Raw genomic sequence first — 24,866 nt, 5'->3', positions numbered from 1 at the left:
ATCACTCCTGAAAAAGGCGGGTCAACTACCTACCTCAGGTCGAACCGGGTGCTGGAATGGACTCTCTTCAGGGCAAAGGTCTGCCGCCGCGCAGTCAGGTGGTCCGGCAACTGATCGTGATGTTTGCAGTGCTGCTGGTACTGACCCTGACCATCGCCCTGGGCTCGCTATGGCGCATTGCCGCCGGGCTCGATCAGCGAGAAATCACGCAAAGCCGCTTCCATGCCAAGTCTGCGCTCGATCAACTGCACGCTCGCGAGCGCAGCTATGTGCTGGGCCACGGCTTCTGGCAAGCCGCCTACGACCACCTCAACGGCCCGGATGCGGCAGCCTGGGCGTTCGAACAGGACAACATCGGCCCGACCTTGTCGACCCAGGACGGCTACCACGCCGTGTATGTGCTGGAGCCGAACGCCAGCCGCTACGCCATGCTCGCCGGGCAGTTGAGCGAGCAGGGGCTGGCGGCGCACAGCGACAGTGCTGCGCGTATTCTTGTTCAGGGGCGCCAGGCAGGGCAGCGCGGTGAGGCGACTTCCGGCTACCTGTTGTTCGATGGCCAGCCTGCGCTGTTCGCTGCATCGCTGATTCGCCCGCCAGCACTGGCCCATCATCTGCCGGCACCGACCTCGGTACTGGTGTTCATTCGTCTGCTGGATGCGTCGGTGCTCGATGGCCTGGGGCGCAGCGCCGGGTTGACTGGCTTTGCCACCGCCACACTCGCCGCTGCCGATGACCAGCCCGATCAGCTACCGCTCGAAGGAAGCGGGCACGTGCTGACCTGGCGCACCCCGCAGCCCGGCGCCGAGCTGCTGCGCAGCGTGCTGCCGCCGCTGGCGCTGGCGGCGTTGATCATGGCGTTGATTCTGTCGATCAGCGCCCGCTATGCGATGCGCGCCAGCGCCAGCATCGACCGCAGCCAGCAGAAGATGCTGGCCTCACAGGCCGCCTTGCAGAGCAGCGAGGCGCGCTTCAAGGCGGTGGCCGAAGCCGCCTCTGACTGGATCTGGGAGACCGACGCCGAGCTGCACCTGACCTACCTCTCGGCACGCTTCGCCGAACTGACGCGGCACCGTGTGGAGGACTGGCTGGGGCGGCCGATCACCGCCTTGCTCGATTGCGACACCGGCGATGTGCGCCGCTGGCTGCAGGGCCTGGCTATTTCGCAGGCCGCGGGCAGCCTGCGCTGCCAGTATCACGACCGTCTGGAGCAGCGGCGGATCTGCCGCATCGCGGCGCGCGCCATCAGCGCGGACGGCCGCTGCCAAGGCTTTCGCGGTACCTGCAGCGACATCACCGATGAAGTAGCCGCCCATGCGCAGATCCAGCACCTGTCGCGGCACGATGCCCTCACCGGATTGCCCAATCGCAACCAGCTGATGCGCTTTCTCGAGCAGGACGGCAAAGGCAGCGGGCAGGTGCCGCTGGCGGTGCTGATGCTTGACCTGGACAACTTCAAGCCGGTCAACGACCGCCTCGGACACGCAGGCGGCGACGCGCTGCTGATCGAGCTGGCCGCGCGCCTGAGCCGGAGTGTGCGTGAATGCGACCTGGTGGCGCGTCTGGACGGCGACGAGTTCGTCCTGGTGCTGGTGCGACCTGGCGCGCGCAGCGAGCTGGAGCGCTTCTGTGAGCGGGTGATCAGCGCGCTGCAAGCACCGATCGACTTCGAAGGCCACCGCTTGCAGGTGGGGGTGAGCATCGGCATTGCCCTTTCGAGCCAGTACCCCGGCAGCCCCGCCGAGTTGATCCGCTGCGCAGACGTTGCGCTGTATCAGGCCAAGCGCGATGGCAAGCACACCTGGCGTTTCTTCTCGGCGGAAATGAACAGCGTCCTGACCGAGCGCCGCGTGCTCGAGCGCGACCTGCGCCAAGGCATCGGGCGCGGCGAACTGGTGCTGCATTTTCAGCCTCGCTACAAGGTCGACGGCCTGAGCATCGCTTCAGTCGAGGCGCTGGTGCGCTGGCAGCACCCCGAACAGGGCCTGCTGATGCCGGATCGGTTCATCGCTCTGGCCGAAGAATCCGACCTGATCGTGCTGCTGGGCAACTGGGTGCTGGCCCAGGCCTGTACCTGCGCGCTGCAATGGCCACTGCCGGTGACTGTCTCGGTGAACATGTCGCCGGCGCAGTTCAGCCGCAGCGACGTGGTCAGCGACGTGCGTCAGGCGCTGACCCACTCAGGCTTGCCGGCGCAGCGCCTGGAGCTGGAAATTACCGAGAACGTGATGCTCAACGACATCGAAGGCGCCCTGCAAACCATGAACGCGCTCAAGGAGCTGGGCGTACGCCTGAACATGGACGACTTCGGCACCGGCTATTCATCCCTGGGCTATCTGCGCACCTATCCGTTCGACAGCATCAAGATCGACAAGCGCTTCATTCAGTCACTGGCAAGCAGTGCCAGCGACCGCTGTGTGGTGCAAGCGATCATCAACCTGGGCCGGGCGATGAACATGACCGTGACCGCCGAAGGGGTGGAAACCGCCGAACAGCTGGCGGTGCTACGTGCCGACCAGTGCCATGAGGTGCAGGGTTACCTGCTCAGCCGGCCGCTGCCCGATCAGCGCCTGGTGCAATTGATGAGCGCAACGCCGCGCCAGCCGGCCTCGTGACCGGCTGCATCAGGACTGGTTGCTGCGTTCCACCTGCAACACGCTGCGCGCGGTACAGCACTGGCAGCGGATACTCACCTGTTGCGCCTCGACACGTGCCTGCACGGCACTGGAGCCGCAGTGGCTGCAATGCAGGCTGGCGGTGCTGATCTGCGCCGGTTCCAGGGGCTGGGGCAGGGCGTTGAGGTAGTCACTCAACGGCCGCTCGACGCCGCCGTCGTGATGGCCGAGCAACAGGCCATGCAGCACGCGACTGTAGGCCGAACGCGGTGCGCTGGCGCTGTGCCGCGAAGCCTCGAGCGGCCACTGCTCGTCGATGGCTCGCTGGCCCAGCGCCCAGAGCTTGCCGGGCAAGGTCTGCGCTGCATGCTGGGTGTTGACGTTGCAGCGTTCGGCGAACTGCACGGCGCTGCGCAGGGCGCTGTTGGCCAGGTACCAGACGCTGCACACTGGCAGGCGTTGCAGCAGTTGCGCAGCCAGTTCCCGGCTGCGCTCGACACCCCGCAGGCTCAGCCCGTGTTCGCTGCAGCGTTGTTCCAGGTGGCCAAGCACTTCCTCGACCGCCAACCGGCGCACCAGTGTGCTCAACTCGCGCTGCCATTGCGGTGCAGGGCCTCGGGCCAATTCCTGGTGCAGGCGTTGGTACACCTCGGTCAGCCGGGCTCGGCGCTGGCCGTCGAGGGTGATGTTGCCGATCCAGCGCACCCGCTCGAGCCTCGGCATGGCGGGGTTCAGGCTGAAGGCTTCGAGGTCGGAGTCAGGATCGAGCAGCAGCAGTTGCTGCTGGCGCAGGTCGTCGAACAACGCCCCGTCCATGCTTTGGCTCGGGCTCAGGCGCGGGCCGCAAGCGCTCGGCTCGACGGCTTCGATACGGTCACTGCGCGCGCTGCCGCGGGCTTCGATGATGGCCATCAGCGCCAGCTTCTGCGCAAGGCCCAGGCGCTCGTAGGGTATCGCTGGCTGGCCTTGCAGGCCCCAGTAGGCGTCGATCTCGCCACGCAGTTCGCTTTCCTGATGCTGCCTGGCCTCGACCCGACTGGCGGCGCAGGGCGCGCAGATGCAGTAGCGTTGCAGGCGGTTGTAGGCGGGGAAATAGTGCCGGTGCGGGCAGCTCAGGCAGAACGCTTCGTTGATGCTGTGCTCAGGTTCAGCCTTGCCGCGCCGCCGGATATGCAGCGGTTGCAGGCACCAGGGGCACTGCAAGTCGTCACAGGCTTTGGGCGGGAAAGCCTTGATCAGGCTATTGGGCCGCAGCACCACGGCGTAGCGCTCGAGCAGCGGGGCGATGCGTGCTCCGGTCAGGTACTCCTGGTACAGCGCTTCGATCTGCTCGGCACTGAGGTGGCCGAGTTTCTCCTGGTAGTCCGTCAATTCTGATTCTCCCTGTGTCAACTTGCCGCAGACGTGTGCGTCGAATGATGGGAGTGCGTAGGCAAAGGAGAAAGGGTTGGAACGAGGGACTTTTCCCAGTGAGCTGTAGGGGTTTTCCTAAACGTGGAGTCAAGCGCAAGGGCCGCTGGGGACGTTCGCTGTGCGGCGCTGATCGGCGTGCGCCGGGGCGATGTGCAGATGGCTGGGCGGGGCAGGGCTGGACATGACAAGGGGCTGCCCAGGCAGCCCCTTGTGCTTACAGCGCTAGGGTCGATCGACCTCAGCGCGCGGCGCGCTCATGCAGGGATCAGACCTGGGCATCCCAGGCGCGGTCGCCATGCTCGTCCTTGACCCGCGTCGGCAGGCCCATGACGTCCAGCGCCTTGAGGAACGGCTCGGCCGGCAGTTCTTCGACGTTGACCATGCGTTGCACGTCCCACTCGCCACGGGCGACCAGCAGCGCAGCGGCTACGGGCGGTACGCCGGCAGTGTAGGAAATGCCCTGGCTTTCGGTTTCGGCGAAGGCATCTTCGTGGTCGGCCACGTTATAGATGAACACTTCACGCGGCTCGCCGTCCTTGGTGCCTTTGACCAGGTCGCCGATGCAGGTCTTGCCGGTGTAGCCGGGAGCCAGCGAGGCCGGGTCGGGCAGCACCGCCTTGACCACTTTCAGGGGCACCACATCCAGGCCTTCAGCCGTACGTACCGGCTGCTCGGAGAGCAGGCCGAGGTTGTTGAGCACGGTGAAGACATTGATGTAGTGCTCGCCGAAGCTCATCCAGAAGCGCACGTTGGGCACGTCGAGGTTCTTCGACAGCGAGTGCACTTCGTCGTGGCCGGTCAGGTACAGGTTCTGTGCGCCGACCACTGGCAGGTCGTCGGTGCGCTTGACTTCGAACATGCGGTTGCTGGTCCACTGGGCGTTCTGCCAGCTCCAGACTTGCCCGGTGAATTCGCGGAAGTTGATTTCCGGATCGAAGTTGGTGGCGAAGTACTTGCCGTGGGAGCCGGCATTGACGTCGAGGATGTCGATCGAATCAATGCGGTCGAAGTATTGCTGCTGCGCGAGTTTCGCGTAGCTGTTGACCACACCCGGGTCGAAACCGACGCCGAGAATGGCCGTGATGTTCTTTTTCTGGCACTCGTCGGTGTGTTTCCACTCGTAGTTGCCATACCAGGGCGGCGTTTCGCAGATTTTGCCTGGCTCTTCGTGAATCGCGGTGTCCAGGTAGGCGACACCGGTATCGATGCAGGCACGCAGCACCGACATGTTGAGGAACGCGGAACCGACGTTGATGACGATCTGCGATTCGGTTTCGCGGATCAACGCCTTGGTCGCTTCGACATCGAGCGCATTGAGCGAGAAGGCCTGGATGTCTGCGGGCACCTTGAGGCTGCCCTTGGCCTTGACGCTGTCGATGATGGCCTGGCATTTGGAGATGTTCCGTGACGCAATCGCAATACGACCCAGCTCGTCGTTATGCTGTGCGCACTTGTGGGCCACCACCTTGGCGACACCTCCTGCACCAATGATAAGAACGTTCTTCTTCAATTTAGCTGTTGCTCCTTACTAAACGCCGTCTTACGACAGGCTGGAAACGTAGTCGTCGAAACCGAACTCGCGGACCACTTCGACACTGCCATCGAGCTGCTTGACCACGATGGCGGGCATTTTCAGACCATTGAACCAATTCTTCTTGACCATGGTGTAACCGGCCGCGTCGACGAACGACAGGCGATCACCGATGGCCAGCGGCTTGTCGAACTGATACTCACCGAAGATATCCCCGGCCAGGCACGACTTGCCGCAGATCATGTAACTATGCTCACCCTGGCTCGGCGCCAGCTTGGCGTTGAGGCGGTAGATCAGCAGGTCGAGCATGTGCGCCTCGATGGAGCTGTCGACCACCGCCAGGTGCTTGCCGTTGTACAGGGTGTCGAGCACGGTGACTTCCAGCGACGCGCTCTGGGTGATGGCCGCTTCGCCGGGCTCAAGGTACACCTGGACGCCGTAGGTTTGGGCGAACTGCTTGAGGCGCTGGCAGAAGGCATCGACATCGTAGCCTTCGCCGGTGAAGTGGATGCCGCCGCCGAGGCTGACCCACTGCACCTTGTGCAGCAGATGGCCGAAGCGCTGCTCGATATGGCTGAGCATCTGGTCGAACAGGTTGAAGTCACCGTTCTCGCAGTTGTTGTGGAACATGAAGCCTGAGATGTCGTCGATGACGGTAGCGATTTTCTCAGGGTCCCACTCACCGAGGCGGCTGAACGGACGGGCCGGGTCGGCCAGCAGGTAGTCCGAGCTGCTTACCTGCGGGTTGACGCGCAGGCCGCGGGTCTTGCCGGCCGACTGCTCGGCGTAGCGCTGCAGCTGGCCGATGGAGTTGAAGATGATCTTGTCGCAGTTGGCGAGCATCTCTTCGACTTCATCGTCGGCCCAGGCGACGCTGTAGGCGTGGGTTTCGCCGGCGAATTTCTGCCGACCGAGCTTGAGCTCGTAGAGCGAGGACGAGGTGGTGCCGTCCATGTATTGCTGCATCAGGTCGAATACCGACCAGGTGGCGAAGCACTTGAGCGCCAGCAGCGCCTTGGCGCCCGACTGCTCGCGCACATAGGCGATCTTCTGCATGTTGCTGAGCAGCTTGGTCTTGTCGATGAGGTAATACGGCGTCTTGATCATCTGAAGGCCTCCGGCCAGGCCGGCCAAAAAAAAGACACGCATTGTGCCTTCACTTGCCGCCGACCGAAAGGGCACGCGGCGCTTTTCGTCAGGCCAGTGCCGGGGGTGAGGCAGGGCTTTGACCGGGCAGAGTATTTCAGCCGATTGTGACGTCATGGTGGCAGGGGCGGTTGTGTGCCGTTTGAGCGCTTGATCACGACGCCAGCCAGGCTTTCGTACATCGATCGATCAGGCGCCACAGACCCCACCTACCTCGAAAGCGACGCGATCAAACCGTAGCCCGGACCAGTCCTACAACCGCCCCTGCAACGGATACTCCACCGCCAGACGCAACTGGTCACTGTCCAGCTCCGCCTGGGCGGTATTGCCGCGGTGGCTGTTGTAGCGCAGCGAGAACGTGGTGCCCTTGGCCTGGCCGGACTGCACCACGTAGCGCGCTTCCATGTCGCGTTCCCAGTGCTTGCCGCCGGTGCCGTAGCCCAGGTAGGCGTAGCCGCCGTTGCGGTCGACGTGGCTGCCGTCGATGTCGAAGCCGCGCACGTACAACGCGCTGAGGTTCAGGCCCGGTACCCCGTAGCCGGCCATGTCGAGGTCGTAGCGCACTTGCCAGGATTTCTCGTTGGGGGCATTGAAGTCGGACAGTTGCACCGCGTTGGCAATGTAGATGGCGCCGCGGCTCACGTAGTCGAACGGGGTATCGCCATGCACCTGTTGCCAACCGAGGCTGAAACCGTGCGGGCCGTGGTCGTAGCGCCCGACCAGGCTCCAGGTGGTGTTGTCGATCTGCCCCGACAGCGCCTTGCCGGTGTCGGTGGTGCGGTACAGGTTCAGGTCCAGGCTCAGGCTTCGCTGATCGTCCAGGGCGTGGCTGAGGGTGCTGCCCAGGTACTGCTGGTTCCAGGTGTCTTCATAGCGCGAGGTGTACAGGCTGGCGCTGAACTGCGCGCTGGGGTTCCACACCGCGCCGGCCAGATCTACAGCCTTGCCCTGGCGCGCATCGGAGTAGTTCACCGCGAATCCGCGGTTGTGGCTCGATGCGTTGCGGTCGGCGTTCTCGGTGAAGTGCCCGGCCACCAGGCGCAGGTGTTCGAACTCCTTGCTGTCGAGGAACCAGCCGGTGAAGGTTTCGGGCAGCAAGCGGCTGTCGGAGGCGCTGAACACCGGAGTCTTGATGCGCTGTTCGCCGAAGGACAACACGGTGTTCGAGCTGCGCAGCTTGAGCGCGGCGCCGGCACGGCCGTAGTCGCGCTTGGGATGGCCGTCGTTGTCCAGGCTGAGCAGGCGCGCCTTGCCGGCGCGACCGCCGCCGCTGTCCAGCTGCACGCCCAGGTAGCCATGGGCATCGACGCCCACGCCCACCGTGCCCTGGGTGAAACCCGAGCTTAAACTGCCCATCAGTCCGTAGCCCCATTCGGCGGCCTGGTCGCTGCGCGCCTCGCGTGGTTTGTAGGCGTTGCGGGCGCTGCCGTTGCGTCCACCATGGCGGTAGTCGCGGCGGTCATAGACGCTGCGGTTGAGCACGCTCCAGCGGCTGTCTTCGATGAAACCGTTGCTCTCGGACTGCGCTGATTCGGCCAGCGTCAGTGGTGCAACGCCCAATAGCGGCAACAGCACCGCACTGCGGACCACGTGTTTCATTGCCCGGCCTCCAGCTTGCTCAGCTGCGCTTGCAGGCGGCTCTTGGCCCGCGCCGGGAGGTTGTCCGGCAGGGCCGCCGGCGAGGCGCCGCGCTCGCCGACTTCGATCAGCATGACCATGCCCATGGCCAGGTGCGGGATGCACTGAATGCCATACAGGCCGGGTACTTCGAAAGTCTGTTCGGCAGGCTGGTTGAGCTTGCTCTTGAACCCTTCGGCACCCGCTGGCAACAGCCCGGGGAGTGTGGCGGCGTTGTGGCTGGCATGGGTGGGCACGAAGCGCACCGTGTCGCCTGGGGCGATGCGCAGGTGGTCGGGCTCGTAGACCATGGCGCCCTCGGCGCCGCGGTTGAGCATTTTCACTTCGAACACCTCGGCGGCAGCCACAGGCGTCAGCAACAGGCCGGCGAGCAGCACGGCGACGGGGGACAACGACATAACGGAACGTCCTGGTTCAGGGGGCGCGCACGCGCAGTACGCGGGCGCCGTCATAGGGATCGGTGAGGTAGTGGGCGTGCACACCGAAGGTGCTCAGCAGGCGCGCCGGGGTCAGCACCTCCAGCGGCGCGCCGAGGGCCACTAGGCGACCGCTTTCGAGCACCGCCAGGCGGTCGCAGGTCAGCGCCTGGTTGAGATCGTGCAGCGCCACCAGAGTGGTCACCGGCAGCGCCTGCACGCAGTGCAGCAGGCTCAGTTGGTGCTGGATGTCGAGGTGGTTGGTCGGCTCATCGAGCAGCAGCACCTGCGGGCGCTGGGCCAGGGCGCGGGCGATGTGCACGCGCTGGCGCTCGCCGCCAGACAACTCGCCCCACAGGCGCTGTTGCAAGTGCAGCGCATCGACGTCGCGCAGGGCTTGCTCGACGATGGCGCGGTCTTGGCCTGCGAACGGCGCCAGGGCCGACAGCCAGGGCGTGCGGCCCAGGGCGACCGCGTCATACACGCGGATCGCCTCATGGGTATCGGCCTGCTGTTCGACCAGCGCCAGACGTTGCGCCACGCGCCGGCGCGGCAGGCTGTCGAGCGGCTCGCCGAACAACTGCACGGCGCCGCTGCTGGGGGCACGCAGACCGGCCAGCAGCTTGAGCAGGGTGGATTTGCCCGAGCCATTGGGGCCGACGATGCCCAGGGTTTCGCCGGCCAGCACCTGCAAGTCGATGCCCTCCAGCAGCTGGTGGCCGCGCACGCGCAGGCCCAGATCGAGGCAGCGCAGCGGCGCCAGTTGCACGTCGCTGAGGTTGCTCATCGTGCCCCCCGACGGCTGATCAGAATCAGCGCGAATACCGGCGCGCCGATCAGCGCGGTGACCACGCCCACCGGAATCACCTGGCCGCTGATGAGGGTGCGCGACAACACATCGGCGCTGATCAGGAACAACGCCCCGCCCAGCGCACTGGCCGGCAGCAGGCGGCTGTGACCCGGGCCCAGCAGCAGACGCAGGGCGTGTGGAATCACCAGGCCGACGAAACCTATGGCACCGACGATCGACACCATCACCGCGGTGACCAGCGCCGCGCAGCTGATCAGCAGCAACTGCGTGCGGCGTACCGGCACCCCCAGCGAGGCCGCCGAATCGGCACCGAAGGTGAAGGCATCGAGGCTGCGCCGGTGCCACAGGCAGATCGCCAGGCCCAGCAGCGCCACCGGCAGCGCCAGGCTGACCGATGGCCAGCGCACGCCACTGAGATTGCCCAGCAGCCAGAACAGAATGCCCCGCGCCTGCTCGGCGGTGGCCGATTTGGTGATCAGAAAAGCGGTGATGGCATTGAACAGCTGCGAGCCGGCGATACCGGCCAGAATCACCTGGGCATTGTTGTGCGACGGTCCCGCCGCGCGGGCCAGCAGCAGCACCAGGGCGAAGGCGAACAGCGCCCCGATGAAGGCGCCCGCCGACAGCGACAGCGCCGCCCCGCCAATGCCCAGCAAGCCGACCGCCACCGCGCCGGTCGAGGCGCCGGCGGAAAGGCCCAGCAGGTAAGGCTCGGCCAGTGCGTTACGCAGCAGCGCCTGCAAAATCACCCCGCAGGTCGCAAGGCCCGCGCCGCACGCTGCGGCCACCAGCGTGCGCGGCAGACGGTAGTTCCAGACGATGCCGGCGTCGATCGGGTCGAGCGGGTAACCGGCCTGCCACAGCTGATTGGCCAGCACCTGATACACAAGCTCCAGAGCAATCGGCGTTTCGCCGATCGCGACTCCGGCCAGCAGCGCCGCCAGCAGGGCCAACAGCGCCAGCGCCACGGCCGGCAACAGGCGCACACTCACTGGGCGGGCTTACCGCTGGCGAAGGCGCTGGACAGCGTCTCCAGGCCCCGGAACAGGCGAATACCGGCCTGCATGGCCTCGGCGTCGAGGATGATGATGCGCCCAGCCTTGACCGCGTCGAGGTTCTTCGCCACCGGATCGCTGCGCAGAAATTCCAGCTTCTTCTGGTAGTCGTCGGCGGGGAAGCGGCGGCGGTCCATGCGCGCGATGATCAGCCAGGTCGGGTTGGCCTTGGCCAGGGTTTCCCAACCCACGGTCGGCCATTCTTCGTTGGATTGCACCACGTTGCGCACGCCCAGGGTCTGCAGCATGAAGTCGGCCACACCCTGGCGCCCGGCCACATAGGGGTCGATGTCCAGATCGGCGCTGGAGAACCAGAACAGCGCGGTGGTGGCCGACAGGTCCTTGCCCGCCAGGCGCTGCTTGGCCTGGGCCAGGCGTGCTTGCAGGTCGGCATTGAGGGCGGCGCCGCGGTCCTGCACGTCGAAGATCTCGGCCAGCTGGCTGACGCTCTTGTAGATGCTCTCGACCTGGAACTGCTGGGTGCGTGTGCCATCGGCGCCGGTGAGGTTGTCCTTGCCTTCGCAGTCCGAAGGCAGCAGGTAGGTGAGAATGTTCAGCTCATGGAACTGCTCGCGGGTGCCGACCACGCCCTGCGCGCCGACCATCCACTCGAACTGCGCGGTGACCAGTTGCGGGCGTTTGCCGACCACGGCCTCGAAGCTTGGGTCGTTGTCGGCCAGGCGCTCGACCTTGTCGTTGAGGGTCTTGAACTCGGGCAGTACGTCGTTGAACCACAGCGAGGTGCCGGCCAGCTTGTCGCCCAGGCCCAGCGCGTAGAGGATTTCCGTGCCGGCCTGGCCGATGGTCACCGCGCGCTGCGGGGCGTGGGCGAAGCTCAGCGGCTGGCCGCAGTTGTCGATATTGACCGGGTAGTGGGTGGCGGCTGCCTGGGCCAGGCCAGACAAACCCAGGCCCGCGAGCAGGGCGGCGAAACGTAGCATTGGGCGATCTCCTATCGAATGCAGCGGCGGGGGCTGCGGCACGGACAGGCATCGTCATGGCCGCTTGCGCAAAGGCAGGCGGCGCCACCCTGGAAAGGGTGCAGATGGCCGTCCCGGACACCCCGCCGGTCGGTAAATGTGTGCCGGCAGGTCTCCTGACTGGTGCGTCATGGCCCGGCTCCAGCCTTCCCGGGCACACGCCCAGTGGCATCGATGGAGCAGGCTCGGCACCTACAGTTGCGGGGGCAGTTCCGTTTGGCTCAGCCGTTGGCGAGCCACGGATTCCCTATTAATTCCTGGGTGGAAACCGGCGGCCGGCATGGTAGACCATCGGCCGCTGGCAGGGAACGGCTTTCACAGGTATTTGAGCCAGGCGATGTCGCGGCGGCGCGCCTTGAGCCGGGCGAAGGCACGCACCGGCGGGTACAGCGCCACGCTCAGCAGCACCGCGCACAGCCACACCGCGCCCATGCCGTCGAAGCCGAAGTAGTCGCCCTGGTTCAGGCCAAAGATCGCCACGCACAGTACATAGGCCACCTTCAGTACGTACAGGTGCAACAGGTAGAAGAACATCGGCGCTGCGCCTAGCACCGCCAGCACGCCGACCCAGCGCGCCTGCCCGGCGCGCTCGAAGCCGCGCAGCAGCAAAAGACCGCAGCCCAGGGTCAGGCACAGGAACAGCAGCGACGGCGGATACTTGGTGATGTTTAACAGGCTCATCAGCGTCTGCACCAGGCTTGGGTAGCTGCTCCACGGCGCCTCGCCGTAGCCGTTGACCAGGCGCAGTCCGACGAACCCTAGCAGCGCCACGGCCGCAGCCAGCGACAGACGCCGCTGGCGCGCTTGAGGGTTGGCGCTACGGGCGAACCACGGGCCCATGGCATAGCCCAGAGCGATCACCCCGATCCACGGCAGCAGCGGGTAGGAAGTGCGCAGGCGCATATGTTCGGAGACGTCGAGCCAGCCACGGTCGTGGAGGATCGCCCATGGCACGTGCATCAGCGAATCCGCGCCGAAGTGCAGGCCGTCGAGCAGGTTGTGCCCGGCGATAATCAGCACACCCAAGGCGATCAGCGCGGCGCGCGGCAGCCATACCAGCGCGGCGAGGGCGATCATGCTCAGGCCGATGGCCCAGATCACTTGCAGGTAGATCACGCTGGGCGGCAACTGGAAGGTCCAGGCGAAGTTGACCACGGTGAATTCCAGCAGCACCAGGAACAACCCGCGTTTGAACAGGAATGCCGAGACTGCCTGGCGGCTCTGCTGTTTTTCGCCATACAGCCAGGCCGAGAGGCCGGTGAGCAGGACGAACACCGGCGCACACAGGTGCGCCAGGGTCCGGCTGAAGAACAGCACAGGCTCGGTGCTGGCCACGGCCATGGGGTCACCGACCTGGTGATGCAGGAAGAAGGTCTCGCGAACGTGGTCGAGCAACATGAACAGAATCACCAGGCCGCGCAGAGCATCGATGCTCTGCAGGCGCTGGGTGAGCAGGGTAGGGGTGGCATTGGCACTTGTCATGGGTGATCGCAGGCAAGGGGTTGATGGCAAATGAAATGTTATCCTATATCGTTTGCTACACCAGCCACTACGCTTTTTTCGCCTGAGTGAAGAATTGTCCTACACAGGTCAAGCCTCACGACCCTGGTCATGCTAGGGTCGAGCACAGACTGCGCAACGCCTGGCCAGCGCTGAAACGGCGCGGAACGCCACAGCGCCTGAGCGACTCCAAGCCCCATCACCACGAGCCGAATCGAACACCATGTTGACCAACCTCGCCGTTTTTCTCATCACCCTGGCCGCCATGGAAGGGGTCGCCTGGCTGGCGCACAAGTACCTGATGCATGGCATTGGCTGGGGCTGGCACCGCTCGCACCATGAGCCGCGCCATGGCCTGTTCGAGAAGAACGACCTGTACGCGGTGGTGTTTGCCGTGCTGGCGATCATTCTGATCGCGTTGGGTACCGCTGGCTGGGCGCCGTTGCAGTGGATCGGCGCGGGGATGACGGCCTACGGCCTGCTGTACTTCATCGCCCACGACGGCTTGGTGCACCGACGCTGGCCGTTCCGTTTCGTGCCGCGCAGTGGCTACCTCAAGCGCTTGTACCAGGCGCACCTGATGCACCACGCGGTGCACGGGCGCGAAGGCTGCGTGTCGTTCGGTTTCCTGTATGCGCCATCGGTCGAGCGCCTCAAGGCGCAGTTGCGCGCCCATCATCAGGGCCCGTTGCGGGCGACGACGAAGGCCGCGTCCACAGCCGCGGATCACGCTGCGGATAGCGCCGCAGGCGCCGATTCAGGCTCGTCCACAGCCCCGCACTGAGGGCTGCGAGTTTTTCCCCCTTGCCGGTCGAGGTGCGCGTGTCCCAGGCCTGCGGCCCGGCGGCACGCACCTTGATGCCAATGCGCCGATACACCGCGCCGGCGCTGGCCACCGCCCACGCCGATCGCCAGGGCAAGGCCGCCAGCCCGGCCTCGGCGCTGGCGTAGTAGGGCTCGGCGTGATCCACCAGGCGCCGGGCCATCTGCGCCACTGCCGCGCGGTGCTGAGGTTGCGCGAGGGTGGCGGGAGTCAGGCCGAATTCATCCAGCCATTGCCGCGGCAGGTAGCAGCGCCCCACCTTGGCGTCGTCGATGATGTCGCGGGCGATGTTGGTCAGTTGCATGGCCAGGCCCAGGTCGCAGGCGCGGTGCAGCACCTGCGGCTGTTGGGTGCCCATGATGCGCGCCATCATCAACCCGACCACCCCGGCGACGTGGTAGCAGTACTGCAGGGTGTCTTCAAGGGTCTGGTACTGGCGCTCGTCGACATCCATGGCAAAGCCCTCGAGCAGATCGAGCGCCTCCTGGCGGTGGATGCCGTGGCGCTGCTGCACATCCTGCAAGGCGGCGAAGGCCGGCTCCTGGGCGGGGGCGCCGAGGTAGGCATCGTGGGTCTGCGCACGCAGCTCGGCCAGGCGCTGCCGGGCTTCGGCCGGGGTCAGCGGCACCGCATCATGGCCGGCCTGCTGGCCGTCGATGACGTCGTCGCAGTGCCGGCACCAGGCATACAGCAGCACCGCGCTGCGGCGGGTGTGCGGGTCGAACAGCCGCGAAGCGCTGGCAAAGCTCTTCGAACCCACGGCGATGCTGTTCAGGGCGTGCGCCAGCAACGGGTCGGCGGCAGGTGCATTCATGCGTGCAGGTCCTCGAGCATCAGCCCGGCGGTGGCCTTGGCCGAAGCGATCACCCCCGGCACGCCCGCACCGGGGTGGGTGCCGGCGCCGACCAGGTACAGGTTGTTGACCTGCTGATCACGGTTGTGCGGGCGGAACCAGGCGCTTTGCGTCAGCACCGGTTCGAGCGAGAACGCCGAACCCAGGTGAGCATTGAGCTGATCGCGGAAATCCACCGGGGTGAAGCTGCGGCAGGTCACCAGATCGTCGCGCAGGCCGGGCATGTAACGCTGTTCCAGGTAACGGAGAATGCGCTCGCGGTAGCGCGGCTCTTCGACTTCCCAATCGGTGTCGGCGTTGCCCAGGTGCGGCACCGGCGCCAGCACGTAATGGCTCGAACAGCCGGGCGGTGCCAGGCTCGGGTCGGTGGCGCAAGGGGTGTGCAGGTACAGCGAAAAATCATCCGGCAGGCGCGGGCCGTTGAAGATTTCCTTGATCAGCGGCTGATAGCGCGCGCCGAAGCACACGGTGTGGTGCTGCAACTGCGGCTGTTCGCGCTTGAGGCCGAAATGCACGACGAACAGCGAGTTGCTGAAGCGCTTGCCCTTGAGCCGCTCGCCTTCGCGCTGGCCGCGTGGATGCTGGCCGAGCAGCTCGCCATAGGTGTGCACCACATCGGCGTTGGAGGCCACCACGTCGGCCGGCCAGCGCTGGCCGTCAGCGGTGCGCGCGGCGACGATGCGATCGCCTTCGGTGTCCAGTGCGGTGACATCGGCATTCAATACCAGGCGCCCGCCGAGGTCTTCGAACAGCTTGGCCAGGCCCTGCACCAGGGCGCCGGTGCCGCCGCGCGGGAACCACACCCCCCATTGCCGTTCCAGGGCGTGGATCAAGGTGTAGATCGACGAGGTCGAGAACGGGTTGCCGCCCACCAGCAGGGCATGGAACGAGAACGCCTGGCGCAGCTTTTCGTTGCGCACGAACTTCGCCACCATGCCGTAGACGCTGCGCCAGGCTTGCAGACGGGCCAGTTGCGGGCCGGCCTGGAGCATGTCCTTGAACGACAGGAACGGCACTGCGCCAAGCTTGATATAGCCCTCGGCTAGCACGGCCTTGGAATACTGCAGAAAGCGCCGGTAGCCTTCGACGTCGGCCGGCTCCATGGCGTGGATCTGCCGTTCCAGTTCGGCCTGGTCGTTGCCGTAGTCGAAGAACGTGCCGTCTTCCCAGCACAGCCGGTAGAACGGCGCCACCGGCAGCAGTTCGACGTAGTCGCGCATCGGCTTGCCGGCCGCCTCGAACAGCGCTTCGATGGCCGAAGGGTCGGTGATGACCGTCGGGCCTGCGTCGAAGGTGAAGCCCTGATCCTTGTACACATAGGCGCGGCCACCGGGCAGGTCGCGGCGCTCGAGCAGGGTGGTGGCGACGCCGGCGGCTTGCAGGCGAATGGCCACGGCCAGGCCACCGAGGCCAGCGCCGATGACGACGGCGGTTTTACCAGGGGTCATGAATGTTCCTCGAAATGACGGGGGGAGTGACGCAGCGCAGCGCGCAACGCCTGACCAACAGGCACCGGCGGCTTGCCGGTGAGAATCCGAACACGGTCACCCAGGCTGCTGCGCCCGGCGTAGAAGCGGGCGATCAGCGGCTCGGGCAGCCGATAGAAACGTTGCATGACCTGCCAGCGCTGCCCGGCATCACCGGCCAGGAACAGCATGCGATTGAGCAGGCGATAGAAGCCTTGCTGCTGCCAGCGCTGGCGCTGGTAGGCGGCAAATGCCGGGGCCAGGTGCGCGTGGTCCAGTTGCGTCTGGGCCGCCAGCCAGTCGGCCAGGCGCACGGCTTCAGGCAGCGAGTAACCGGTGGTGCAGTGGAACAGGTTGCCGCGCAGGCCAGCCTGCACTGCGTTGCCTTGCGCGGCCTGCCAGGCGGGAAAATCGCCGGCCAGGGTGATCGGCAGCACGCCGCGCTCTTCACGCAGCACGCGTTGCACCTGCCAACCGTGCTGGCACAGGTACTGGGCGATGTGCTCGCGCAGTTGCTCGGTGCTTGGGGGTGAGTGTTCGACGTAGTGGGTGTCTTCGATGAGCAAGGTGTCGGCGCTGAACGGCAGCATATAGACGAAGCGGTAGCCGTCGCCTTGCGCCACCCGCGCATCCATCACGATAGGCGCCGCCAGGCCATGGGGCTGGCGCAGTTGCAGCTCCTGGCCAAGAAACGCCTGCTGACCGAGCACCATGTGTTGGCTGGGTTGGGCGCCGCGGCCATCGATCACCGTGGCGGCGCTCAGGCGCAGGCCACTGTCGAGCTGCACGGCGTGCGGGTCGAGCTGCACGATGCGGCTGTTGCAGCGCAGCGCTTGGCCAAGGTCGTTGCCCACGACCTCGGCGAAACGTTCACTGCTGATGCTCGCGTAGCCACTGCCCAGGCGCCGCGACAGGCCGGGGAAATGCACCTGATAGCTCGGCCAGCGATGGCTGACCAGCGGCGCCAGCCAGCGCTGTTGCGACGCGCTCAGGTCGGCATCGTGGAACGACCAGGTATGGTTGCCGCCCAAGCGCTCGGCACGCTCCAGGCACAGCACGCGCAGCTCGGGGCGTACCTGGCGCAGGCGCCAGGCGATCAGGCCGTTGGCCAGGCCGCCACCGGCAAGAATCAGGTCAAAGTCGTTCAAGGTCATGACTCACTGGCAGGCGGTCGCTGGCGACCGCAGATTCGATAAGCTCGGCGGCGCGCTGTGCCCCACCGGCCTGGCCCAAGGCCTGGTCAAGCGTGCCTGCCCCTGCGCAGGGGCCAGCCAGCAACGGGCGTAGCGCTGCTGCGATGCGCCGGCTGCTGGCCCAGCGCGGCAACACTGCACCGAGCTGATGATAGGCCACGCGCGCGGCCACCCCGGGCTGGTCGAAGGCAATCGGCAGCACCAGCAGCGGGGTGTGCGCAGCCACGGCGTCGAGCACCGTGTTCAGGCCGCCATGGCTGATCACCACCTGCGCCGCCTGCACCGCCCACTGCTGCGGGGCGAAGTCGGTCACCCAAGTGGCGCCGTTGTTGCGCAATTGCGCTTGCTGATCGGCATCCAGGGCGCCGCAGTGGGCCAGCAGCAACTGCACGTTCAGGGTGCGGCAGGCACGCACGATGCGCATGAACAGGCCGAAACGGTGGCCCTGTAAGGTGCCCAGGCTTGCGAACACCAAGGGCCGTTGATCGCTCAATACCCACTCGGCACCCGCCGCAGTGCTGCGCCGCCAGGGGCCAGTGGCATGGCAGTACGCGGGTAAGTGCTGACGTGGAAAATCGAAGGCCGCAAGCGTCTGGCTGATCTGCGCCAACGGCGACAGGCAGCCGTGCAAGCCTTGCCGGCCTGGTAGCTGGTGACGCTGACAGACCTCATCGATGACCTGCTGCAACGGCGTCATCAGCCAGTCGTGCACCTGCTCGGTGCCGCGGTACAGGCGCAGGTCGTGTCCGGGGCCGAACGGCATCACCGGCAGCGGCAGGCCCGCCTCGCGGTTGACCGGCAGCGCGCAGGCCATGGAAATACGCGGCAGGCCGAGGGCTTCGCCGATCAGGCTGCCGGCCACCTCCATCTGATCGCACAGCACGGCGTCGACCTTGGCCGCACGCAGGGCATCGGGCAGTTCCCGGCAGAGCATGGCGCTGGTTTCGGCCAACTGCCGGATCAGCCGGCGCAGGCGCAGCGGCCCATGCGGCCGCGCCGCCAGGTGCAAGGCCTGCTGCAGGCTGCCGGGCGGATGGCTGCTGGCGCCGAGCGCGCAAAAGCCGATGCGCGGATCGTCCAGCCACTGCCGCGCATCGGCCTGATGAAAGAACGTCACCTGATGACCGCGCTCCAGCAACTGCCCGGCCACCGCTTGCAGCGCCTGGTAGTGACTGGGGTAGGGTGGCGCGATGACGGCGAAGTGGCTCATCCGTGGGTCGCTTGCAGGCGCGCACTGCGCAGGGCATCGAGGTTGCGCGAAGCGGTGCAGAAGCAGGCGATGCGCAGTTGCCGAAGCAGCACATCGAAATGCGCCAGCACCGCTTCGGTCGACTGCAACGCGGCGGGCAGCACGCTGGCGGCCTGGCCGACCAGTTGCGCACCGAGGCGAATGGCCTTGGCCGCCTGTACCCCGTCGGCAATTCCGCCCGAGGCGATCAGTGCCGTGCCGGGCAGGGCGCGGCGCACGCTGAGCAGGCATTGGGCGGTGGGCATGCCCCAGTCGGCGAAGGCCATGGCCACGGCGCGGTCGCCCGGCTCACTGGCGCGCTCGCCTTCGACCGCCGCCCAACTGGTGCCACCGCTGCCTGCGACATCGATCACCTGCACCCCGGCATTGGCCAGGCTCATGGCCACCGACGCGCTGATGCCGGCACCGACCTCCTTGGCGATCACTGGCACCGGCAGGCGTTGGCATAGCTGTTCGATGCGCGCCAGCACGCCGCGCCAGTCGCGGTCGCCTTCGGGCTGAACGGCTTCCTGCAAGGGGTTGAGGTGCACGATCAGCGCGTCGGCCTGCAAACTGTCGACCGCGCGCTGGGCCAGGTCGAAGCCGTCGGCTTCCAGCAACTGCACGGCGCCCAGATTAGCCAGCAACGGCACATCGGGGGCCAGGCGGCGCAGCGTGGTGGTCAGGCCTTGGTCGGCACCCTCGCGCAGGCTGACCCGTTGCGATCCCACGCCCATGGCGATGCCCAACTGCTGCGCGGCCTCGGCCAGGTGGTAGTTGATGCGTTCGGCACGCGCCGCACCACCGGTCATCGAGCTGATCAGCAGCGGCGCACGCAGTGCGATGCCGAGAAACGAAGTGCTCAGATCGATCCGATCGAGACTAAGCTCGGGGAGGGCGCAGTGCTCGAACTGCACCGCTGCCCAGCCATCGTGGTGACCGACAGTGGCGCGTTGCGGATCGAGCACGATGTCCAGATGGTCGTCCTTGCGTTGGCTTAGCGTGTTTTTCTTCATGCCGGGTTCCATGAGCCGGTGAATCATTTGTCTGCAACTGTGGTCAGTGCATGAGGATAGTTGTACAACATGCATCCCTTTGTACAGCTAAGCTCTGAGTTATTGCATCAGGCAACGGCGTGTTCCAGTCGTTCCTTGCTCCACCGGTAAAGCTGCACCACAACAATGATGAGGCCAGGATGACGATCACAGCACCCACGCCGCTGCCCGCCGATGGCGACGTTGCGCACCCCCTAGAGCCGTTGCGCGAAGCCTTCGAGGCGCGCCTCGAGGCCGTGCTGCCGGTGGCCGGCAACGCCCGTGAACTGGTCACCGCGGCCATGCGCGACTGCACCCTGGCCCCGGGCAAACGCTTGCGTCCGATGCTGCTGATGCTCATCGCCGAAGGGCTGGGAGCGCCGCGTGCGGCCAGCCTCGACCTTGCCTGCGCAGTGGAACTGGTGCATGCCGCCTCGCTGGTGCTGGACGACCTGCCGTGCATGGACAACGCCCAGTTGCGCCGTGGCCGCGCCACCGTGCACCTGGCCTTTGGTGAAGACGTTGCGGTGCTAGCCGCCGTGGCCTTGCTCAGCCATGCTTTTGGCCTGGTGGCGGTGATCGATGGCGTGCGCCCCGAGGTGCGCAACCGTCTGGTGGCGACCCTGGCCCAGGCCATCGGTGTGCAGGGCCTGGTCAAGGGCCAGTTGCAAGACCTGCGTGAAGGCGGTAGCGCCCGCAGTGCCGGTGAGATCGCCCAGACCAACCAGCTCAAGACCGGCGTGCTGTTCGCCGCGATCATCGACATGGCCTGCGACCTCGGCGATGCCCCTGCCAGCGTGCGCAGCCCTTTGCAGGCTTTCGCCGTCGAGCTTGGGCATGCCTTCCAGTTGCGTGACGATCTGCGTGACCGCGACCCGGACAGCGGCAAGGATCAGGGCAAGGACGACGGCAAGTCGACCCTGGTTGCATTGTGTGGCGAAACCCAAGTCAAGCGCCGACTGCAAGGCCACGTGGCCGCCGCCCAGGCCCAGCTCGACCAGGCCTTCCACGGCGAACAGAACATCAGCCTGCTGCTGCACCGCCTGTTCGCCTGCTGACCCCGCCAGGCCCTAACGGGCGCCGTTCAGGCGCCTGTAATCCTCATTCTCGCTTGCCGATCTGCTTGCCCTGCTGGCGCGCCACCTCCGGCGCCTGGCCGTCGCGCTGCTTGCCGTGGCGGGCCTGGCCCACCAACTGTGGAATCAGCATGCCCTCGGGCAGATGGCGCCAGAATCGCCCGGGCATGTGCTGGCGCAGCACATCGGGGTTGAGCCGCGCCGGATTGAAGATGTGCCGATAGTAGGTGCGCCACAGCTCGGCGCCGGGGTCGTCGGCATGCTGCGCCCATTGCTGCCACTGCGCCGGGCACTGGCGCTGGTAGTCCATCTGTTCGCCATCGAAGCGCACGCCATCGCGCGGCGTGGCGATCAACCAGCGCTGGCGACCGAGACGTTCGGCGAAATGGCCGCTGGCGCTGGCCAGAATGTCGTGGGCCGGGTCGTGCCAGGCCACCAGATCGAGCTGCAATTGCTCGGCCAATGGCGCCGGCAACGGCACGAAGCGGGCGAAGGCATGCAGGTGATGGGCTTCGCGGCGCACCTGTTTGATGCGCCGCTGCAATTCGCTGCCCAGGCGATCACCGGCCATCATCGCCGTGCGGTCGCCATGGGCCACCCGCCAGAGCACTTCATAAAGCAAGTTCCAGCGCTGCTCGCCGTGGTAGCGCGCGGCCTGTTCGAGCTGTTCGAGCAAGGCCGCGGGCACCTTGCCCTGGAACGGCCCGGGCGCCTCGGGCAACGGCGCCGGTATGGCCAGCAGGTCATCGGTGGGGCCTTGTGCCCAAGTCACCTGGGCCGGGTCGATGCCATGGCTGAGCAGCCTGCGCGCTTGAGCGCGCCAGGTGCCGAACAGGTCATCGCAATCGAGCGCGATCATCCCCACAAGCCCATCTGCACCGGCGCCTGCGGCTCACGCAGTCGCGCCCGCAGCATGCCGCTGCGCTGCTCGGCGTCGGCTGGGCGATAGTCGCTGGTGACGATGAACGGCCGCGCCTTGTCGAGCACGCAGCGCAGCTGGATCAGGTCGTCGTAGCGAATGCGTCGTTCGCGACGCAATGCCACCAGGCGCTGCACACTGCGCAGGCCGATGCCGGGAATCCGCGCCATCAGCGTCGGTTCCGCGCGGTTGAGGTCCATCGGGAAGACCTCGCGATTCTCCAGCGCCCAGGCGAGCTTGGGGTCGATATCCAACGCAAGGCTTGTGGACTTCTTGAACAGCTCGCCGGCGTTGTAGCCGTAGCCACGCAACAGAAAATCTGCCTGATACAGGCGGTGTTCGCGCAGCAAGGGGGGAGCGGCCAGAGGCACGCTATTGGGGCTGTCGGGAATTGGGCTGAACGCTGAGTAGTACACCCGCTTGAGGCCAAAGCCCTGGTATAGCGATTCGGCATTACGCAATAGCGTGCTGTCGTCGGTGGCGTCGGCGCCGACGATCACCTGGGTGCTTTGCCCGGCGGGCGTGAAGCGCGGCGCCCTGGGCTGATCGGCCACCGCCTGCTGGCCGCGATGAATCACGCCCATGGCCTGGCGAATGGTGCTGCCCTGTTTCTCGGGGGCCAGGCGTTGCAGGCTTTCATCGGTGGGCAGCTCGATGTTGACGCTCAGCCGGTCAGCCAGACGCCCGGCTTCTTCGATCAGCATCGGGTCGGCATCGGGAATGGTCTTGAGATGAATGTAGCCACGGAAGTTGTGTTCTTCGCGCAGCAGCCGCGCCACGCGAATCAATTGCTCCATGGTGTAGTCGGCCGAACGGATGATGCCGGAACTCAGAAACAGCCCGCTGATGCAGTTGCGCCGGTAGAAGTCCAGGGTCAGGCGCACTACCTCTTCAGGGCTGAAGCGTGCGCGTGGCACGTTGCTCGAGCGGCGGTTGACGCAGTACTGGCAGTCATACAGGCAGAAGTTGGTGAGCAGAATCTTCAGCAGCGACACACAGCGCCCATCGGGGGTGTAACTGTGGCAGATGCCCATGCCATTGGTCGCGCCCAGGCCGTCGCGCCCGCGTGAGCTGCGCTTAGGCGCACCGCTGCTGGCGCAGGATGCGTCGTACTTGGCGGCATCGGCGAGGATGCCCAGCTTGGCGATCAACTCCATCGGACTACTCTCTGTACTGAATATTCATACAGTATTGGCAGAATGCCCCACTGGCAAGTGCTGGTGGTCGGACGAGCTGATTCGTCTGTTCCATGGGTACGCAGGCCAGTAGTAGATGCCGCTGGGGTAATAGCCCAGCACTACGCTGGGGAACTACTGCCTGCCTGCGGGCCTCAACAGCACACGTCGCGGGTCGGCGGGCGTTCGCTCGCCCAGGCTTGCGCGCCATTGCCAGGAGGTTGTGGCGGCTGTCATGCATGGGTTGCATGCAGGCAGCGGCGCGTGAATGGGGTTAAACATGGTAGATCGGGACGCTGTCGTTCCCGAGGGAGAAAACATGAAGGTCAGGAACATCAGGCATGGCGCGCTGGCAGGGCTAGCGTTGGCGATCGCCGCAGGCAATGCCCAGGCGGCCGAAACCAAGCAGGTGGATGTGCTGCTGATCGGTGGCGGCATCATGAGTTCGACCCTGGCGGTGTGGCTCAACGAGCTGCAGCCAGACTGGTCGATGGAGATGGTCGAGCGCCTGGACAAGGTCGCCGAGGAAAGCTCCAACGGCTGGAACAACGCCGGCACCGGTCACTCGGCCCTGGCCGAGCTGAACTACACCCCGGAAAAAGACGGCAAGATCGACATCACCAAGGCGGTGGAGATCAACGAGTCGTTCCAGATCACCCGGCAATTTCTCGCCTGGCAGGTCAAGCAGGGCGTGCTGAAGAACCCGCGCTCGTTCATCAACTCGACGCCGCACATGAGCTTCGTCTGGGGCGATGACAACATTCGCTTCCTCAAGAAGCGCTATGAGGCGTTGCAGGCCAGCCCGCTGTTCCGCCCGATGCAATATTCCGAAGACCACGCGCAGATCGCCAAGTGGGTGCCGCTGATGATGGAAGGGCGTGACCCGAACCAGAAGCTGGCCGTGACCTGGACGCCGATCGGCACCGACGTCAACTTCGGCGAAATCACCCGCCAGTACGTCAGCTACCTGCAAAGCCGACCGAACTTCGACCTCAAGGTCTCCACCGAGGTGCAGGACATCTCACGCAACGACGACGGCACCTGGCGGGTGGAGTACAAGAACCTCAAGGACGGCAGCAAGGGCGCGACCGATACCAAGTTCCTGTTCATCGGCGCCGGTGGCAAGGCGTTGACCCTGCTGCAGAAATCCGGCATCCCGGAAGCCAAGGACTACGCCGGCTTCCCGGTCGGTGGCTCGTTCCTGGTTACCGACAAACAGGACATCGCCATGCAGCACATGGCCAAGGCCTACGGCATCGCTGCCTCCGGCGCGCCGCCCATGTCGGTGCCGCACCTCGACACCCGGGTGCTGGACGGCAAGCGGGTGATCCTGTTCGGCCCCTTCGCCACCTTCTCGACCAAGTTCCTCAAGGAAGGCTCGCTGCTCGATCTGTTCGGCAGCATGTCGCTGCACAACACCTGGCCGATGGTGCGCGTCGGGGTGCGTGAGTTCGACCTGGTCAAGTACCTGGTCAGCCAGGTGATGCAGTCTGACGATGACCGCTTCAATGCCCTGCAAACCTACTTCCCGCATGCCAAGAAAGAAGACTGGCGCCTGTGGCAGGCCGGGCAGCGCGTGCAGATCATCAAGAAAGACCCAGAGCTGGGCGGCGTACTAAAGCTCGGTACCGAAGTGGTGGCATCTAAGGACGGCAGCATTGCCGGCCTGCTCGGCGCCTCGCCAGGTGCCTCGACCGCGCCGCCGATCATGCTCGACGTGCTGCAGCGGGTGTTCAAGGAGCGTCTCGCTTCGCCTGAATGGCAGGGCAAGGTCAAGCAGATCGTGCCGTCCTATGGCACCCACCTCAACGACGACCCGGTCAAGGTCCAGGAGGAGTGGGAATACACCAGCGAGGTTCTACAACTGACCCCGCCGCCGCAGATCGACAAGCGTCAGGACCCGGCCAATCCCGAGCACATCGACCCGCTCAAGCAGAAGAATGTCGATGCCGATGCCGACCTGAATCTGTAACCGTCACCGCCCGCTCTCACTCTGT

Annotated in this window: 19 protein-coding genes, 1 pseudogene and 1 riboswitch; of the genes and pseudogenes, 4 read left to right on the top strand and 16 right to left on the bottom strand. The window is 65.8% G+C overall.

Annotation, left to right across the window (positions count from 1 at the left end):
- Window positions 1-56: 56 nt before the first annotated feature.
- Window positions 57-2,612: a bifunctional diguanylate cyclase/phosphodiesterase gene (locus H618_RS0106490; protein ID WP_028694305.1), complete on the top strand. Its 2,556-nt coding sequence runs from the start codon at window positions 57-59 to the stop codon at window positions 2,610-2,612.
- Between the two features lie 9 nt (window positions 2,613-2,621).
- On the opposite strand, the gene H618_RS21355 is transcribed toward H618_RS0106490, so the two are convergent.
- The 9 genes from H618_RS21355 to H618_RS0106445 form a co-directional block, all read right to left on the bottom strand.
- Window positions 2,622-3,983, bottom strand: coding sequence for a hypothetical protein (locus H618_RS21355; protein WP_050577227.1), 1,362 nt, complete (start codon window positions 3,981-3,983; stop codon window positions 2,622-2,624).
- 307 nt (window positions 3,984-4,290) lie between these two features.
- On the bottom strand, window positions 4,291-5,535 hold the full coding sequence (locus H618_RS0106480; RefSeq protein WP_028694304.1) for a saccharopine dehydrogenase family protein: 1,245 nt from the start codon (window positions 5,533-5,535) through the stop codon (window positions 4,291-4,293).
- Window positions 5,536-5,565: 30 nt separating this feature from the next.
- Window positions 5,566-6,663: a carboxynorspermidine decarboxylase gene (gene nspC / locus H618_RS0106475; protein ID WP_028694303.1), complete on the bottom strand. Its 1,098-nt coding sequence runs from the start codon at window positions 6,661-6,663 to the stop codon at window positions 5,566-5,568.
- A gap of 291 nt (window positions 6,664-6,954) precedes the next feature.
- A complete protein-coding gene (locus H618_RS0106470) occupies window positions 6,955-8,301 on the bottom strand; it encodes an OprD family porin (protein WP_033727519.1) in 1,347 nt (448 codons plus the stop codon).
- Window positions 8,298-8,738: a pseudoazurin gene (locus tag H618_RS0106465; RefSeq protein WP_028694301.1), complete on the bottom strand. Its 441-nt coding sequence runs from the start codon at window positions 8,736-8,738 to the stop codon at window positions 8,298-8,300. The genes H618_RS0106470 and H618_RS0106465 overlap by 4 nt, the downstream gene beginning before the upstream one ends.
- Window positions 8,739-8,754: 16 nt before the next feature.
- A complete protein-coding gene (locus H618_RS0106460; protein ID WP_028694300.1) occupies window positions 8,755-9,543 on the bottom strand; it encodes an ABC transporter ATP-binding protein in 789 nt (262 codons plus the stop codon).
- A complete protein-coding gene (locus H618_RS0106455) occupies window positions 9,540-10,559 on the bottom strand; it encodes a FecCD family ABC transporter permease (RefSeq protein ID WP_033727518.1) in 1,020 nt (339 codons plus the stop codon). The genes H618_RS0106460 and H618_RS0106455 overlap by 4 nt, the downstream gene beginning before the upstream one ends.
- On the bottom strand, window positions 10,556-11,563 hold the full coding sequence (locus tag H618_RS0106450) for an ABC transporter substrate-binding protein (protein ID WP_028694298.1): 1,008 nt from the start codon (window positions 11,561-11,563) through the stop codon (window positions 10,556-10,558). Before H618_RS0106450 ends, H618_RS0106455 begins: the two co-directional genes overlap by 4 nt.
- Before the next feature lie 128 nt (window positions 11,564-11,691).
- A riboswitch (cobalamin riboswitch) is annotated at window positions 11,692-11,890 on the bottom strand.
- A 27-nt stretch (window positions 11,891-11,917) separates the two neighbouring features.
- Entirely contained in the window at window positions 11,918-13,084 is a 1,167-nt protein-coding gene (locus tag H618_RS0106445; RefSeq protein WP_028694297.1) for an acetyltransferase domain-containing protein, read from the bottom strand.
- Window positions 13,085-13,325: 241 nt separating this feature from the next.
- Between H618_RS0106445 and H618_RS22320 the strand changes: the two genes are divergently transcribed.
- Entirely contained in the window at window positions 13,326-13,886 is a 561-nt protein-coding gene (locus H618_RS22320; protein ID WP_081673720.1) for a sterol desaturase family protein, read from the top strand.
- On the opposite strand, the pseudogene H618_RS21350 reads toward H618_RS22320, so the two are convergent.
- From H618_RS21350 to fni, 5 genes and pseudogenes are all read right to left on the bottom strand, one after another.
- Window positions 13,807-14,739: pseudogene (locus H618_RS21350) on the bottom strand (phytoene/squalene synthase family protein); the annotation flags it as partial. The gene H618_RS22320 and the pseudogene H618_RS21350 sit on opposite strands and share 80 nt — an antisense overlap.
- Window positions 14,736-16,226, bottom strand: a complete 1,491-nt coding sequence (locus tag H618_RS0106430; RefSeq protein ID WP_028694295.1) for a phytoene desaturase — start codon at window positions 16,224-16,226, stop codon at window positions 14,736-14,738. The gene H618_RS0106430 and the pseudogene H618_RS21350, both read right to left, overlap by 4 nt.
- Entirely contained in the window at window positions 16,223-17,392 is a 1,170-nt protein-coding gene (gene crtY, locus H618_RS0106425) for a lycopene beta-cyclase CrtY (protein WP_425414170.1), read from the bottom strand. The genes H618_RS0106430 and crtY overlap by 4 nt, the downstream gene beginning before the upstream one ends.
- Window positions 17,379-18,647, bottom strand: coding sequence for a glycosyltransferase (locus H618_RS0106420; protein WP_028694293.1), 1,269 nt, complete (start codon window positions 18,645-18,647; stop codon window positions 17,379-17,381). Before H618_RS0106420 ends, crtY begins: the two co-directional genes overlap by 14 nt.
- Window positions 18,644-19,681 carry a type 2 isopentenyl-diphosphate Delta-isomerase gene (fni, locus tag H618_RS0106415; protein WP_028694292.1) on the bottom strand — a complete coding sequence of 346 codons (1,038 nt, stop codon included), beginning with the start codon at window positions 19,679-19,681 and terminating at the stop codon, window positions 18,644-18,646. The genes H618_RS0106420 and fni overlap by 4 nt, the downstream gene beginning before the upstream one ends.
- A 179-nt stretch (window positions 19,682-19,860) precedes the next feature.
- On the opposite strand from fni, the gene H618_RS21345 reads away from it, so the two are divergent.
- Window positions 19,861-20,757: a polyprenyl synthetase family protein gene (locus H618_RS21345; RefSeq protein ID WP_081673719.1), complete on the top strand. Its 897-nt coding sequence runs from the start codon at window positions 19,861-19,863 to the stop codon at window positions 20,755-20,757.
- 43 nt (window positions 20,758-20,800) lie between these two features.
- Here H618_RS21345 and H618_RS0106405 read toward each other — a convergent pair whose 3' ends face one another.
- Together H618_RS0106405 and H618_RS0106400 are read right to left on the bottom strand one after the other, a co-directional pair.
- Window positions 20,801-21,640 (bottom strand): TIGR03915 family putative DNA repair protein, encoded by an 840-nt coding sequence (locus tag H618_RS0106405; RefSeq protein WP_028694291.1) that lies wholly within the window; start codon window positions 21,638-21,640, stop codon window positions 20,801-20,803.
- Window positions 21,631-22,851, bottom strand: a complete 1,221-nt coding sequence (locus tag H618_RS0106400; protein WP_028694290.1) for a putative DNA modification/repair radical SAM protein — start codon at window positions 22,849-22,851, stop codon at window positions 21,631-21,633. Before H618_RS0106400 ends, H618_RS0106405 begins: the two co-directional genes overlap by 10 nt.
- Before the next feature lie 337 nt (window positions 22,852-23,188).
- Between H618_RS0106400 and mqo the strand changes: the two genes are divergently transcribed.
- Window positions 23,189-24,841 carry a malate dehydrogenase (quinone) gene (gene mqo / locus H618_RS0106395; protein ID WP_028694289.1) on the top strand — a complete coding sequence of 551 codons (1,653 nt, stop codon included), beginning with the start codon at window positions 23,189-23,191 and terminating at the stop codon, window positions 24,839-24,841.
- Window positions 24,842-24,866: the final 25 nt, after the last annotated feature.

Source organism: Pseudomonas cremoricolorata DSM 17059 = NBRC 16634 (assembly GCF_000425745.1).
Taxonomy (GTDB): domain Bacteria; phylum Pseudomonadota; class Gammaproteobacteria; order Pseudomonadales; family Pseudomonadaceae; genus Aquipseudomonas; species Aquipseudomonas cremoricolorata.
Note: the sequence above shows the minus strand (reverse complement) of the source record. Positions and strands in the feature narration are given on the sequence as shown.